Origin of the sequence: Mesorhizobium sp. 113-3-9 (assembly GCF_016756515.1) — a bacterium.
In the GTDB taxonomy this organism is placed as follows: Bacteria; Pseudomonadota; Alphaproteobacteria; order Rhizobiales; family Rhizobiaceae; genus Mesorhizobium.
The window spans coordinates 4,347,656-4,361,059 of sequence record NZ_AP023246.1 but is presented as its reverse complement, the minus strand read 5'-3'; the positions used below and the strand labels follow the sequence as shown (position 1 = coordinate 4,361,059).

Below are 13,404 nucleotides of genomic sequence, written 5' to 3'. Positions count from 1 at the left end.
CCGTGAAATGGTGAACTGCTCTACCGCCCTTCCCCAGCGATTTCGAGCGCCAGCCGGGTCATGTCCGTGAAAAGCCGCTGACGTTCGGAATAATCGGTCAGTTCACCGGTCTCGATATTGTCGACCACCGTGCAGATCGACAGTGCACTAACCCCGAAATGCTTGGCGATCCGGTAAAGCGCGCTGGTTTCCATGTCCACCGCCAGCGCTCCTGCCGCCTGGGCCTCCGCAAATCGTGTGCGACCGTCCGGGTGGTGGAAGATGTCGCTGGAAAGTGTCAGGCCGGCGTGATGTTCGATGCCGAGTTCGGCCGCCTTGGCCAAGGCACGGGCCAGCAGCGTCGGATCCGGACCGGCGGCGGTCCCGTAAAGGCCGAAGACTTGACCGCTTTGAGCGCTTTCGGGCCGAACCGATTGCGAAATGACAAGGCTGCGCAGCTTTGCCTTGGCGCTCAGGCTACCGCAGGTGCCGGTGCGGATCAGCGTTCTTGCGCCATAATAGTCAAGTAATTCATGAGCATAGATCAGGAATGATGAAACACCGATACCCGTCGCCTGAATGCTGATGGGCTGGCCGCGAAACAGGCCGGTAAAGCCGAGGGCACCCCGCCGGCTATTGACGCAGCGTGGGGCTTCAAGAAATGTCCGCGCCATCCATTCGGCGCGCTGCGGATCACCCGGTAACAGCACCGTATCGGCGTAATCGCCTCTGCGCGCTTCGATATGTGGCGTCAACAGTTGCTCCCCCAAGCCCGCTTGCTCCTTCACCCGCAATCATGGCGTTGTGAGGGCGTGGCGCAAGGGCAGAGAAGCGGAAGCGCCTAATGCATGTCGTCCAAAAGCGACCCCCGCTTGGGCGAACGCCATGCCCAAAAGCCAGGACCCGAAGCGCGGCGCACGGATCCGTTTCCAACGTGAGGCGCTCTAGGACTCGAGCATGTCCTTGACGATTGTTGCCAGTTGCTTGAGCGAGAACGGCTTCGGCAGGAAGCCGAAATGCGCCTCGGCCGGCAGGTTCCTGGCGAATGCGTCCTCGGCATATCCCGACACGAAGACGAACTTGATGTCGGGCTGGCGCTTGCGCAATTCGCCAAGCAGGGTCGGCCCGTCCATTTCGGGCATCACCACGTCGGAGACGACGATGTCGACCTTGCCGCCCAGTGCTTCGAACACTTCCAGCGCCTCGACGCCGGACGATGCCTCGTGCACGGTATAGCCGCGCGAGGTCAGTGCCCGCACGCCGCCCATGCGCACGGCGTCCTCGTCCTCGACCAGCAGGACCGTGGCCGACCCGGACAGGTCCTTGGTGCTGTCGACCGGCTTGACCGGCGCGGCGCTTGGCGCTTCACCGGGCTCGGCTGCCTTTTTCGCTTCCGCGATATGACGCGGCAGGAAGATGCGGAAGGTCGACCCCTTGCCGACTTCGGAATCGCAGAAAATGAAGCCGCCGGTCTGCTTGATGATGCCGTAGACCATGGACAGGCCAAGGCCCGTGCCCTTGCCGACCTCCTTGGTTGTGAAGAACGGCTCGAAGATCTTCTTCAGCACATCAGGCGCGATGCCGCTGCCTGTATCCTCGACTTCGACCACGACGTAGTCGGCCGCGGCAAGTTCGCGGTAGGGGAAGGTCTTGCACTCCTCGGCGGTCACGTTGCGGGTACGCACGGTGAGATCGCCGCCGGCCGGCATCGCGTCACGCGCATTGACCGCCAGATTGACCACCACCTGCTCGAACTGGCCGATATCGACCTTGACCGGCCACAGGTCGCGGCCGTGGTCGACCTTCAGCTTGATGTCATTGCCGACCAGGCGGGCAAGCAACATCCTGAGATCGGCAAGCACGTCGGTCAGGTTCAGCACCTCGGGCCGCAGCGTCTGCTTGCGCGAGAAGGCCAGCAACTGCCTGACCAGTGAAGCGGCCCGGTTGGCGTTCTGCTTGATGTTCATGATGTCGGGGAAGGACGGGTCCGACGGCCGGTGATTGGTCAGGAGCAGGTCCGAAGCCATGATGATGGCGGTCAGCACATTGTTGAAATCGTGGGCGATGCCGCCGGCGAGTTGGCCAACCGCCTGCATCTTCTGGCTTTGCGCCATCTGCCCTTCGAGGGCCTTCTGCTCGGTCGTCTCGACGGCATAGACGATGGCCGATTCCTCGGCGCCCTCGCCGCCGGTGCCGTCGGCGACGGCGTTGACGTAAAACCGGATGTGGCGCTCTTCGTTGCCGGGCAGCACGGTGTCGATCGGCTCGATGTCGGCCTGCCGCTGGCGGGCTTTCTCGAATGCGGCGGCGAAGGCCGGCCGGTCGCGCTCATGGATCACCGTATCGAGCCGCACGCGGCGATCCACGGCGTCCCGGTCGACGACCGAGGAAAACAGCGACAGGAAGGGTGCATTGGTACGCAGGATGCGCCCGCTGGCATCGACACCCGCTATCGCCATCGGCGTCGAATTGAAGAATCGGGTGAAGCGCACTTCCGAAGCGCGCAGATCGGCCGACGCATCCTCGCCCTGCGTGCGGTTGAGCACGATCGTGCGCGTCGGGCCGCCGACACCTTCGCGGCTGGCCGAGACGCGATGCATGAAACGCACCGGCAGCGCCTCTCCCGTCATCGTTGTCAGGTCGAGATCGATGACCGCGTTGCGCGTCGTGCCGGGATCGGCCTTGACCGAGCGCACCAGCGCCATGCCGTCACCGGCAACGATATCCGGCAAGGTCACGGCGCCGGGCGTGAAACTGGCGAGATCAATGCCAAGCCACTCCGCGAGCGTGGCGTTGATGTAGGTGACGCGACCGTCCTGGTCGGCGGAAAAGAAACCGGCCGGGGCATGGTCGAGATGGTCGATGGCCTTCTGCAGGTCGAGGAAGAAACGCTCCTGCTCGGCCCGTTCCTGCGAAATGTCGGCGAGTTGCCAGGCCAGCATCGGCAACCGCTGGCCCGGAACGCTGAAGGTTCGGGCGCGCGCCCTGTACCAGCGGGCACCCGGTTCGGCGCCGGGCCGGATCGATTGGGCCAGTCGAAACTCGCCGTCGCCCGGCTGGCCGTCACGCAGGCCGGAGGCCAGCCGGTAAATGGTCACCGAGGCCTCGGGAACATCCGAGAGCAGCCCTTCGACCGTCTTCAGGTCGGCCGCCGAGGAGGCTCCGGTCATGTCGGCATAGGCCCGGTTGGCGTAGACGACGCGGCCCTTGGTGTCCGTCACCAGCAGGCCTTGCGACATGGAATCGACAAAAGCCTTGGACAGTTCATCGCCGGTCGAGCGCGGAGTGACCTGTACGAAGCCGATCGCGGTCGCGAACAGGAAGCCGACGCCGATCATCGCCAGCACGCCCAGCATGCCGAGCAGGAACGGATCGCCGAGGCGCTCGCGGAACAGGCCGAAGACGATCGCGGCCCCCGTCAGAACGACGATGAAGATGATGAGCCGGGTGACCGCGCCCGGTCGCGTGTTCTGGTCGACGATCGGTACCGGATAGAAATCGCCGCGCGCTTCCTTGGCCATATGCCCCCTGCTCGTGAAGTCCGCTGTTCCGACACCCGCCCCTAATGCATGTCGCCCAAAAATGACTTCGGTTTTGGGAAAACGACATGCATGAAACACAAGGACCTGAAGCGCGTCGCATGAATCCGTTTCAGCGCGACGCGCTTTAGCCGGTTGAATCACATTCTCCTAGTCCGGAAAAGGCCCGGGCGGCAAATGTCAGATAAAAATGATGCCTGCGGGCCGTAGAGTGTTTCAAGCTGTTCACGATGCGTGAAAGGCAACTTGCGGTGGCCAGCCGCAACGGTCTAGTGTCGCGTCACTTTCCAAACCGATCAGGGGAAACCAATGCAGTGGCTGGATAGCGTGGCAGGCCCTGGTTATGCGGCGGCACTCCTGTGGACTTTCGCGGCGCTGATCCTGCTGGTCATCGTGCTCGTCATCATCAGGCTCGTGCGCAACCTGACCTTCGGTACGTTTGTCGCCGGTGGACGGAACCGCAAGACGCGGCTTGCCGTCATGGACGCCACGGCCGTCGACAGCCATCGACGACTGGTGCTGGTGCGCCGCGACGACATCGAGCATCTGCTTCTGATCGGCGGCCCGACCGATGTCGTCGTCGAACGCGACATCCGTCTGGCTGCGCCCCGCCGTCCGGCGCTGACCGGAGATAGCGGCCTGCAGCCCGTCCCGGCGGCCACGGCCCCGGCAGCAAAATCGCGACCGCCTCAGCCGGCTCCCGCGCCGGCACGTCCCGCACCACCTCCGCAGCCGATGACCGCTGCACCGCCGCCTGCCCGCCAGCGCCCGGCGGCGCCACCGCCAGCCCCGGCGCCCGCACCGAAGCCGGCGGCGCAAACCTATCAGTCGGCCAACGTCACGCCACTGCCTGCCTACGGCTCCGCCAACGCCAATGCCGTTAGGCACGCGCCGCCACCGCCGCCAAGGCAGGACAGCATCGACGACACGTTGATGAAGGAACTCGAGGTTTCGCTGGACCAGCCCCGCTCCGGCGGCCCGGTGGGCAAACCGGCAGCCAAGGCGCCGCAATCGCTCGACGATGAAATGACCAAGCTTCTGGGCGAACTTTCAAGCCAGAAGAGATGACAAGCGCCTGAGCCGGCCGGCGACCTGACCGAGGTTGAGGGCGCTGTCGCCCGGTTTTGGCCCAGCCAAGCACCAACCAAAAATGGCCGGGAACCCCGGCCATTTTGATATCAACTTCGTTGTAGCTGCCCGAAACCGCAGCCCCGAAGCAATGTGTCAGTCGTCGCGATAGACTTTTTCGCGGCGCTCATGCCGTTCCTGCGCCTCGATCGACAAGGTTGCGATCGGACGCGCATCGAGCCGCTTCAGCGCGATAGGCTCGCCGGTTTCCTCGCAATAGCCGTAAGTGCCTTCATCGATGCGCTGTAGAGCCGAATCGATCTTTGAGATCAGCTTGCGCTGGCGATCGCGAGCCCTGAGCTCGATGGCGCGGTCGGTTTCCGAAGAGGCCCGGTCGGCGAGGTCAGGGTGGTTGGCGTTTTCTTGCTGAAGGATTTCGAGAGTTTCGCGCGCTTCGCGCAATATGTCATTTTTCCAGGTGACGAGCTTTAGGCGGAAGTAGGATTTCTGCCGTTCGTTCATGAACGGCTCGTCTTCGGAGGGTACGTAATCGGCGGTAACGATGTCGTTCATTCGACTCACCCAAACTGCCCCAAATTTGGCGCCTATATATTCGCCGGTCGACGCCTGCACAAGCGCAATCGCCCACCGTCTCACGCAATTGTTAAAGTACGCCGGCGGCCGCCGCTGAAGCGAGCCGCAGCCGATTCCATGGCCAAAGCGCGCCACCGTTTGCCATCCATCCCATGCAATTCATTGGCGGGAGAACGCGGGACCATTGTGCGAACCGCCCTTCTCGTGGCTAATCGTGGTGCGGCTTCGGCTTTCGGCATCATTGGAGGTTGGGTGAGCAGGCTCTATCTGTTGCGACACGCCAAGGCCGGCTGGGCGCTGCCCGGCATGCGCGATTTCGATCGCCCGCTCGACGCATCGGGCCGCGCCGATGCCGAGATCATAGGCACGGCCATGCGGTCACGGGGCTATGTCCCCGACCTGACATTGTGCTCCAACGCCAAGCGCGCCAGGGAGACGCTCGAAGGACTGGCCGGCCAGACAGATACCGGCAAGGTGCTGTTCTTCGACACGCTCTACAGCGAAGACGCGGCCGGCTATCTCCGCCTTATCCGGGAGCATGGCGGGCCGGGTTCCCTGCTGGTCATCGGTCACAACCCGATGATGGAGGATCTTGCCATGGCGGTCTCGGGCGACGGCGAGGAGACGGCGCGGGCAATGCTCAATCATGGTTTCCCGACTTCGGGCCTGGCAGTCGTGCGCTTCCTGGACGACCTGACGAAGGTAGCCCAGGAAGCAGGTTATCTCGAAGCGTTTCTGACACCGGCCGATCTCTAGTGTCGCTTCCCGGCGCCATTTCAAAGCCTGGTTCCAAAGCCTATATCGCAGGGACCGAAGCCCGAGAGAGCACATTTTGGCATCATCGCTAACCACTATCACCGACGAGGCAAGAATTGCCCTCGATACGCTGTCGGGACGCGCCACAGGGCTTTTTTCTCCATCGTTGAGACTGGGCGTTACAGGCCTTTCCCGCGCCGGCAAGACGGTGTTCATCTCCGCGTTGGTCCACAATCTGATCCACGGCGGACGCCTGCCATTGTTCGAGGCACAGAAATCCGGGCGCATCGCGCGCGCCTTCCTTGAAGAGCAGCCGGATGATGCCGTCCCGCGCTTCCAATACGAAGACCACATCGCCGCATTGGTCAACGACCGCGTCTGGCCCGATTCGACACGCGCCATTTCTGAACTGCGGCTGACCATCGAATACGAATCGGCCTCCGGCTGGAGCCGCATGTTCTCTTCCGGCAAATTGTCGGTCGACATCGTCGACTACCCCGGCGAATGGCTGCTCGACCTGCCGCTGCTCGGCAAATCCTTCACCGATTTTTCACGCGAGGCCATCGAGATGGCCGCCTTGCCGGTGCGGGAGGATCTGTCGCAGGCTTGGCGGGAGATCTCGGCGCGGATCGACCCGAATGCCGACGCCGACGAGATGACGGCACGCCGCCTGGCCGAAAGCTTCGCCGCCTATCTCAAGGCCTGCAAACTCGACGAGCGGGCGCTTTCGACCCTGCCGCCGGGCCGTTTCCTGATGCCCGGCGATCTCGAAGGCTCCCCCGCGCTGACTTTCGCGCCGCTGGCAGGCCTCGGCGACAGGCGTCCACGCCCGGGGTCGCTGCATGCCATGATGGACAGGCGCTACGAGGCTTACAAGACGCATGTCGTCAAACCTTTCTTCCGCGAACACATCACGCGGCTGGACCGCCAGATCGTGCTGATCGATGCCATGCAGGCGCTGAATGCCGGCCCTGGCGCCATGGCCGATCTCGAGCGCGCCGTGACCGAAATTCTAAGCTGCTTTCGTCCCGGCCGGGGCAGCTTCCTCACCGACCTCTTTTCCCGGCGCATCGACCGCATCCTGATCGCCGCGACGAAGGCCGACCACCTGCACCATGAAAGCCATGACCGATTGCAGGCAATCGTACGGCGGTTGGCCGACCGCGCCGTGGCACGGGCAAACTTCACCGGCGCCGACGTCGACGTGGTGGCCATGGCGGCGGTGCGTGCGACCCGAGAAGGCACGGTCAAGCAAGGCCGTGAGACGTTGCCGGTCATTATCGGCACGCCGATCGCCGGCGAGAAGATCAACGGCGAGACGTTTGACGGGAAGACCGAAACCGCCATATTTCCCGGTGATTTACCGGAGAAGATTGATGCGTTGTTCGACATCTCCGGGCCCGACCACAGGCAGGATTCCACGGACCCGGCAATCCGCTTTGTCCGGTTCCGGCCGCCAAAGCTCGAACGCACGGCCGAGGGCGTCACGCTGTCCTTGCCGCATATCAGGCTCGACCGTGCCTTGCAGTTCCTGATCGGAGACCATCTGGCATGACCGCGCCCCGCAAGCCGGCGGCCTTCCGCATCGAGCCGGAAGCCACGCCAACACAGGATGCGCCAGAAGCGCGCCAGGCCGAGCCTTCGCGCAAACCCCGTGCGCTCAAGACAGATGTCGCGCTGGTCATACCGGCGGAGATCGACGTTTTCGACGAGCCAGACATTGTTGCCACCGAGCCGCCACCGGCGATCGCCCCCAGAAAGCGCTCGCTGTTGGGCAGCATCTTCTTCGGCGCCATGGGCGTGCTGGTTTCACTGGCGGTCGGCCTGTGGACCGACCAGCTGATACGCGACCTCTTCGCCCGTGCCGAATGGCTGGGCTGGCTGGCCGCCGGCATGGCTGTTGTTGCCGTGCTGGCACTCCTGGTGATCCTGATCCGCGAGTTCCTGGCGATCGCCCGCCTCGCCGAAGTCGAAAAACTGCAAAAGCGCGCGCTCGATGCCATCGCGCGCGACGATCCAAAGGCGGCACGATCGGTGGTCGACGAGCTGTCAGCTTTCGTCGCGGCCAAGCCGGAAACAGCGGCCGGCCGGCGCGCGCTGGCCGAACTGCGCGGCGAAATCATCGACGGCGGCAATTTGGTGCGCCTGGCCGAAGCGGAAATTCTCGGGCCCCTCGATGCCCGGGCCAAGGTGATGATCCTCGAGGCCGCCAAACGCGTCTCGCTGATAACGGCGGTCAGCCCGCGTGCGCTCGTCGATGTCGCCTATGTCGCGTTCGAGGCAGGTCGCCTCATTCGCCGTCTTTCGGAACTCTATGGCGGGCGGCCGGGAACGCTGGGGTTCTTCCGCCTGGCGCGCAGCGTTCTGGCACATCTGGCGGTCACCGGCTCGATCGCCGTCGGCGACAGTTTCGTACAGCAGATCGTCGGCCACGGCCTGGCGGCGCGCCTTTCGGCAAAGCTTGGCGAGGGTGTCGTCAACGGCATGATGACGGCGCGCATCGGCATAGCGGCGATGGAGACGGCGCGCCCCCTGCCCTTCAGCGCAGCCAAACGTCCTGGACTGGGCGATTTTCTCTCTGCATTGACATCGTTCGCCGCGAAGAAGGACACCGAAACGACGGGCTCCGGCAAATAGCGTCCTGTTCTTCCGGACGATGAGCAGATTGCGGTTTCGACGCCCCGCGGTGACGAAGCATTAACCAATCTTCTTCATGGTCAAACCGGTTCCAAACAGCCTCTTTGTTGCCGGGTGTCGTCGATGAAAAGCGTAATTCTGTCCAGCGTCCTGCCCCTGGCCGTCGCGATCACAGCAGTCGTCGGTGTCGCCTCGGAGGCTTCCGCCGCGGAGCCGGACAAGCAGTTCTTCCAGTCGGCCGAAGGCAAATGGGTCGGTCCGGGCGAAATCATCGCCGGCAAGTACAAGGGCACGAAATTCAACTGCAGTTTCACCGGCTCCACGCCCGACGGCAAGACGGGCATGACGCTGGACGGCGGCTGCCGGGTCGGCGTGTTTACCCAGCCGATGTCGGCCAAGATCGAGCGCAAGGGCCGCGACTACAAGGGCTCCTTCATGGGCGGCTCGGCCGGTGCAGGCCTCGATATCATCGGCGGCAATGTTGTCGACGCCCGCAAAGTGGTCTTCACCATCAACCGTAACCAGTTGCGCGGCGTCATGCAGGCCCGCATTCCCGACGACAATTCGATGACCGTGACGGTTGCCGTGCGTGTCCAGGACCAGTTGGTGCCGGTCATCGGCATGAACCTGAAGCGCGTCGATGCCGTCGAAGTCGGCTCCATCGCGCCGAACTGAGCGCGCATCGCGCCGCAATACACCTCAAAAAACAAAGAGGCGGCAGCCCATCGCCACCACCTCCTTTGAAACAGTCGAACGGGGCGTCAGCCCTTGATCGCTGCCGTCACCTCGTCATAGGCCTTGCAGGCGTCGGCAAGTGTCGTGGTGCCCTGGTACTTGGTTGTCACCGCCTGGACCTTGGCGGTCAGGTCAGCTGCCTTGGACGGGTCCTTGGTGATCGCTTCCTGCAGTGCGGCAGCCATGTCCTGCGCCTTCTTGGTCGCGATCTCGGCCGTGCATTCCGGTGCCTTCGAGCAGGCCGAGCCGGCAAGCACCGCCAGGCCGACGGCAACAAGCAAAAACTTCTTCATGTCAGTCATCTCCTCAAAAGGGCGCGACTTGATCGTCGCTCACCCTCTAATGGCCGAAGCCGAGCGTGCTCTAACGCTCGATTATGGCAAGATGCAACGCGGCCTCGGCCTCAACTTGTGTAACGCGCCTGCAATATTGTCCGGGCTGGATTCAGGCTGTTCGATCCGCACCGAAACCCCTATCCTTCCGGCCAGGCGCGAGACCTGAAAATCGGAATCGATTTTCTGATCGGATCATGCGCAAAATCAAAGTGCTACGGCGGCCCAGCGCATCCCTCGATCCGCGCGGCGCCACGGTTTTGACCGCATCGGCCGCGGTCCTCGAACAAACGGAACGGTGGGAATGGCGGTAGAAACATCAGGCAGCGATCTCATTCAGGTGGTGGCGCTGCTTGCCGCGGGGGTCGTCGCCGTCCCGATCTTCAAGCGCATGGGCCTCGGCTCGATCCTTGGCTATCTGGCCGCCGGTGTGGTGATCGGTCCGTTCGGCATCGGCGTCTTTTCCGAATCGGGCGCCATCCTCCACGTCGCCGAACTCGGCGTCGTCATGTTCCTGTTCATCATCGGACTGGAAATGCAGCCGTCGCGGCTATGGGGCCTGCGGCGCGAAATCTTCGGCCTCGGCGCACTCCAGGTCGGGATCTGCGCTGTCCTTCTGACCGGCGTGGGAATGGCCGGAGGTTTTTCGATCTCGCAATCCTTCGTAGCCGGAGCCGGTTTCGTGCTGACCTCGACGGCGATCGTCATGCAGCTTCTGGAGGAGCGCGGGGAAATCGCCTCGCCGAAAGGCCAGCGCATCGTCTCCATCCTACTGCTGGAAGATCTGGCCATCGTGCCGCTGCTGGCCCTGATCGCGTTCCTGGCGCCGGGCGGCGCCGACACCAGCCTGTCGGAAAGACTGACCGAGGTCGGCATCGGTCTTGCCGCGATCGTCGGACTGGTGCTGGCCGGACGCTACCTGCTCAATCCCTTCTTCCGCATCCTGGCGGATGCCCGTGCCCGCGAGGTGATGACGGCGGCGGCCCTTCTGGTCGTGCTCGGATCGGCACTCGCCATGCAGCTCAGCGGCCTGTCGATGGCGATGGGAGCGTTCCTGGCCGGCGTTCTTCTGTCCGAATCGACCTTCCGCCATCAGCTCGAAGCCGACATCGAACCGTTCCGCGGCATCCTGCTCGGCCTGTTCTTCCTTGCCGTCGGCATGTCGCTCGACCTGCATGTGGTGGCCGCAAACTGGAAGCTGATCGCCGTCTATGTCGTGGCCTACATGGTGATGAAGGCGCTTGGCATCTACATCGTCGCCCGCATCCTCAAAACCGGCCATCGCGAAGCGCTCGAACGCGCCGTCTTCATGGCGCAAGGTGGTGAATTCGCCTTTGTCCTCTACTCAGCCGCCGCTGCCGTCGGCATCATCGACGGCCAGGCCAACGCGACCCTGACGGCGATCGTCATCATCTCCATGGTGCTGACGCCGCTGGCGATCATCGCCTTGCGCTATGTCACCCCGCGCGACGAGCAATCGCTCGACGGGGTCGATATCGCCGACGGACTGACCGGCAGCGTGCTGATCATCGGCTTCGGCCGCTTCGGCCAGATCGCCAGCCAGCCGCTGCTGTTGCGTGGCATAGACGTCTCGATCATCGACAATGATGTCGAGATGATCCAGGCGGCGGCCGATTTCGGCTTCAAGGTCTATTATGGCGACGGCACGCGGCTGGATATCCTGCATGCGGCCGGCGCCGGCCGGGCACGCGCGGTGCTGATCTGTGTCGACAAGGCCGATGCGGCGGTTCGCATTGCCCAGCTGATCAAGGCCGAATTTCCGCTGCTCACAGTGCTGGCCCGGGCTTTCGACCGCGGCACCGCGCTGCAGCTCATTCGCGCCGGCGTCGACTATCAGCTGCGTGAGACTTTCGAATCGGCCCTGGTTTTCGGTGGCTCGGCCCTGGAATCGCTTGGGGTTGATCCCGAAGACGTGGCTGAAACGATCGAAGACGTCAGGCGCCGCGACACCGACCGCTTCGAAACCCAGCTCGCCGAAGGCATCCGCGCCGGACAACGCTTCTTGCGGGGCAATATCGGCACGCCGATTCCGACACCGCTCTCCACGCCGCGCCGTCCCGGCCAGGCACTCAATGAAGAGACGGCCGGCGTTCTGCACAAATCCGAAACCGCCGATTGAACAGGGAAGCATGCATGGAATTGGACAACAGGGCCCTGTCGGTCACCAAATTCTGGCGTGACGCCGGCGAGGATGCATGGTTCGAGAAGAACGATGCCTTCGATGCCGGTTTCCGCGACCGCTTTCTTGATCTGCACTACGCCGCCGCGCGTCGCGAATGCGATGACTGGTCAGAACACGCCGAAGGCTCGCTGGCGCTGATGATCCTGCTCGACCAGTTTCCGCGCAATTGTTTTCGCGGTACCGGCCACATGTTCGCCACCGACTCGCTGGCCAAGCATTTTGCTCGGAAGGCGGTCGCCGCCGGGCATGATCTGGCGCTGGAACCCGAAGTCCGCGTGTTCCTGTATTTGCCGTTCGAACATGCAGAAAACCTTGCCGACCAGGACATTTCGGTCGAACTGCACACCGCCAGGGCCGAGTTCAACCTGAAATACGCGCTGGAGCATCGCGACATCATCCAGCGCTTCGGCCGCTTTCCGCACCGCAACAGGTTGCTTGGCCGCGAAACCACGACGGAGGAAAAGGCATTCCTGGACGCAGGCGGTTTCTCAGGCTGACGCCTGTCTATCTCGTTGTTTCGACGCAGTTCCCAAGGGAACGTCGTCTCGCACTTTCCTGAAATTGCGTCAGGCTAGAGCATGATGCCGAAAAGTGTGAAACGGTTTTCGGATGACATCATGCTCTATCTCTTTGATTTAGAGACGGATTCAGATTTCCACCACTCACGACCGGATGGCAATCGCTCGATGCCGGCGGCGTCAACGGCGCCCAAGCGCTCCGACACGCTTCGCCCGCCGACGGCAAGATCCGGCGCGATCTCGGCCAGCGGCGCCAGCACGAAGGCGCGCTCCAGCATGCGCGGATGTGGCACTTCCAAGCCGGTCTCATGGATGATGCGGTCGCCGAACACCAGAATGTCGATATCGATCAGGCGCGGCCCCCAGCGCTCCTCACGCACCCGCTTCAGCTTTCGCTCGGCATCGAGGCAGAGATCGAGCAGCGCCCGCGGCGAGAGCTGGGTCGACAGTTCGGCGGCGGCGTTGAGGAAATCCGGCTGATCGAGCTTGCCCCAGGGCGGCGTGCGGTAGAGCGAAGAAACGGCGGCGACGCGCGTGTCCGCATCGGCATCGAGAATACGCAATGCCGCTGCCATCGAGGCAGCCGGGTCGCCCAGATTGCCGCCGAGGCTGAGGTAGACGGTGTTACTCCGGCCAGACAACGGTCACCTCGACATAATCGAGCACGCCAGGCACCGGCGCGTTCGGCTTGCGCACGGTGATTTCGGCTCTCTTGATCTGGGGAAATCGCTCCGTCAGCGCCTTTGCCACTTCCATTGCCAGGGCCTCGATCAGGAAGCGCCGCTCGCCGGTGATGATCTTCTCGATCACCGTGAAGGCAATGCCATAGTTGACGGTTTCCCCGATGGCATCGTCGACAAGCGCGCGGCCGGGTTCGACCGACAGCACCGCGTCGACGTAAAAACGCTGGCCAAGCGCCTCCTCCTCGTCGAGCACGCCATGCCGTGCAAAGAAGGCGCAGTTCTTCAAGCGGATGACATACATGGCTCAGCGTCCCGATCTAGAGCGACGTGCGTTCCACTTGGACGCACAAAGTACGCTCT

At 63.3% G+C, this 13,404-nt stretch carries 13 protein-coding genes; 7 read left to right on the top strand and 6 right to left on the bottom strand.

The annotated features are described in order from the left end of the window. Nucleotides 1-20: 20 nt before the first annotated feature. Both MesoLj_RS21090 and cckA read right to left on the bottom strand, forming a co-directional pair. Entirely contained in the window at nucleotides 21-734 is a 714-nt protein-coding gene (locus MesoLj_RS21090) for a purine-nucleoside phosphorylase (RefSeq protein WP_202322229.1), read from the bottom strand. A 189-nt stretch (nucleotides 735-923) separates the two neighbouring features. Then, nucleotides 924-3,500: a cell cycle histidine kinase CckA gene (gene cckA / locus MesoLj_RS21085; RefSeq protein ID WP_140773380.1), complete on the bottom strand. Its 2,577-nt coding sequence runs from the start codon at nucleotides 3,498-3,500 to the stop codon at nucleotides 924-926. Between the two features lie 327 nt (nucleotides 3,501-3,827). Here cckA and MesoLj_RS21080 point away from each other — a divergent pair, with 327 nt between their 5' ends. Then, the gene (locus MesoLj_RS21080; protein WP_202322227.1) at nucleotides 3,828-4,586 is read left to right on the top strand and encodes a flagellar biosynthetic protein FliO; all 759 of its coding nucleotides are present in this window, start codon (nucleotides 3,828-3,830) and stop codon (nucleotides 4,584-4,586) included. A 156-nt stretch (nucleotides 4,587-4,742) separates the two neighbouring features. Here MesoLj_RS21080 and dksA read toward each other — a convergent pair whose 3' ends face one another. Next, nucleotides 4,743-5,159, bottom strand: a complete 417-nt coding sequence (gene dksA / locus MesoLj_RS21075; protein ID WP_006202025.1) for an RNA polymerase-binding protein DksA — start codon at nucleotides 5,157-5,159, stop codon at nucleotides 4,743-4,745. A 273-nt stretch (nucleotides 5,160-5,432) separates the two neighbouring features. Here dksA and MesoLj_RS21070 point away from each other — a divergent pair, with 273 nt between their 5' ends. The 4 genes from MesoLj_RS21070 to MesoLj_RS21055 all read left to right on the top strand — a co-directional run bounded on the left by MesoLj_RS21070 (nucleotide 5,433) and on the right by MesoLj_RS21055 (nucleotide 9,248). Further along, nucleotides 5,433-5,936, top strand: coding sequence for a SixA phosphatase family protein (locus MesoLj_RS21070; protein ID WP_202322225.1), 504 nt, complete (start codon nucleotides 5,433-5,435; stop codon nucleotides 5,934-5,936). A 76-nt stretch (nucleotides 5,937-6,012) separates the two neighbouring features. After that, nucleotides 6,013-7,491: a YcjX family protein gene (locus MesoLj_RS21065; protein ID WP_202322223.1), complete on the top strand. Its 1,479-nt coding sequence runs from the start codon at nucleotides 6,013-6,015 to the stop codon at nucleotides 7,489-7,491. Then, nucleotides 7,488-8,573 (top strand): YcjF family protein, encoded by a 1,086-nt coding sequence (locus MesoLj_RS21060; RefSeq protein WP_202322221.1) that lies wholly within the window; start codon nucleotides 7,488-7,490, stop codon nucleotides 8,571-8,573. Before MesoLj_RS21065 ends, MesoLj_RS21060 begins: the two co-directional genes overlap by 4 nt. Nucleotides 8,574-8,696: 123 nt before the next feature. Further along, on the top strand, nucleotides 8,697-9,248 hold the full coding sequence (locus MesoLj_RS21055) for a hypothetical protein (RefSeq protein ID WP_140773370.1): 552 nt from the start codon (nucleotides 8,697-8,699) through the stop codon (nucleotides 9,246-9,248). Between the two features lie 86 nt (nucleotides 9,249-9,334). Here the strand turns inward: MesoLj_RS21055 and MesoLj_RS21050 are convergent, their stop codons facing one another. After that, entirely contained in the window at nucleotides 9,335-9,601 is a 267-nt protein-coding gene (locus MesoLj_RS21050) for a hypothetical protein (RefSeq protein WP_019858327.1), read from the bottom strand. A gap of 343 nt (nucleotides 9,602-9,944) precedes the next feature. On the opposite strand from MesoLj_RS21050, the gene MesoLj_RS21045 reads away from it, so the two are divergent. Together MesoLj_RS21045 and MesoLj_RS21040 are read left to right on the top strand one after the other, a co-directional pair. After that, a complete protein-coding gene (locus MesoLj_RS21045) occupies nucleotides 9,945-11,780 on the top strand; it encodes a monovalent cation:proton antiporter-2 (CPA2) family protein (RefSeq protein ID WP_202322219.1) in 1,836 nt (611 codons plus the stop codon). Nucleotides 11,781-11,794: 14 nt separating this feature from the next. Continuing rightward, the gene (locus MesoLj_RS21040; protein WP_202322217.1) at nucleotides 11,795-12,340 is read left to right on the top strand and encodes a DUF924 family protein; all 546 of its coding nucleotides are present in this window, start codon (nucleotides 11,795-11,797) and stop codon (nucleotides 12,338-12,340) included. 125 nt (nucleotides 12,341-12,465) lie between these two features. Here the strand turns inward: MesoLj_RS21040 and folK are convergent, their stop codons facing one another. Both folK and folB read right to left on the bottom strand, forming a co-directional pair. Then, a complete protein-coding gene (folK, locus tag MesoLj_RS21035) occupies nucleotides 12,466-13,002 on the bottom strand; it encodes a 2-amino-4-hydroxy-6-hydroxymethyldihydropteridine diphosphokinase (RefSeq protein WP_202322215.1) in 537 nt (178 codons plus the stop codon). Continuing rightward, nucleotides 12,986-13,345 (bottom strand): dihydroneopterin aldolase, encoded by a 360-nt coding sequence (gene folB / locus MesoLj_RS21030; RefSeq protein WP_056576709.1) that lies wholly within the window; start codon nucleotides 13,343-13,345, stop codon nucleotides 12,986-12,988. Before folB ends, folK begins: the two co-directional genes overlap by 17 nt. Nucleotides 13,346-13,404 lie beyond the last annotated feature (59 nt).

Bases quoted from the DNA above. Each gene is read 5' to 3' on its own strand.
- cckA (WP_140773380.1), bottom strand. From the start codon at position 3,500: ATGGCCAAGGAAGCGCGCGGCGATTTCTATCCGGTACCGATCGTCGAC.
- MesoLj_RS21080 (WP_202322227.1), top strand. From the start codon at position 3,828: ATGCAGTGGCTGGATAGCGTGGCAGGCCCTGGTTATGCGGCGGCACTC.
- dksA (WP_006202025.1), bottom strand. From the start codon at position 5,159: ATGAACGACATCGTTACCGCCGATTACGTACCCTCCGAAGACGAGCCG.
- MesoLj_RS21060 (WP_202322221.1), top strand. From the start codon at position 7,488: ATGACCGCGCCCCGCAAGCCGGCGGCCTTCCGCATCGAGCCGGAAGCC.
- MesoLj_RS21055 (WP_140773370.1), top strand. From the start codon at position 8,697: ATGAAAAGCGTAATTCTGTCCAGCGTCCTGCCCCTGGCCGTCGCGATC.
- MesoLj_RS21050 (WP_019858327.1), bottom strand. From the start codon at position 9,601: ATGAAGAAGTTTTTGCTTGTTGCCGTCGGCCTGGCGGTGCTTGCCGGC.
- MesoLj_RS21045 (WP_202322219.1), top strand. From the start codon at position 9,945: ATGGCGGTAGAAACATCAGGCAGCGATCTCATTCAGGTGGTGGCGCTG.
- MesoLj_RS21040 (WP_202322217.1), top strand. From the start codon at position 11,795: ATGGAATTGGACAACAGGGCCCTGTCGGTCACCAAATTCTGGCGTGAC.
- folB (WP_056576709.1), bottom strand. From the start codon at position 13,345: ATGTATGTCATCCGCTTGAAGAACTGCGCCTTCTTTGCACGGCATGGC.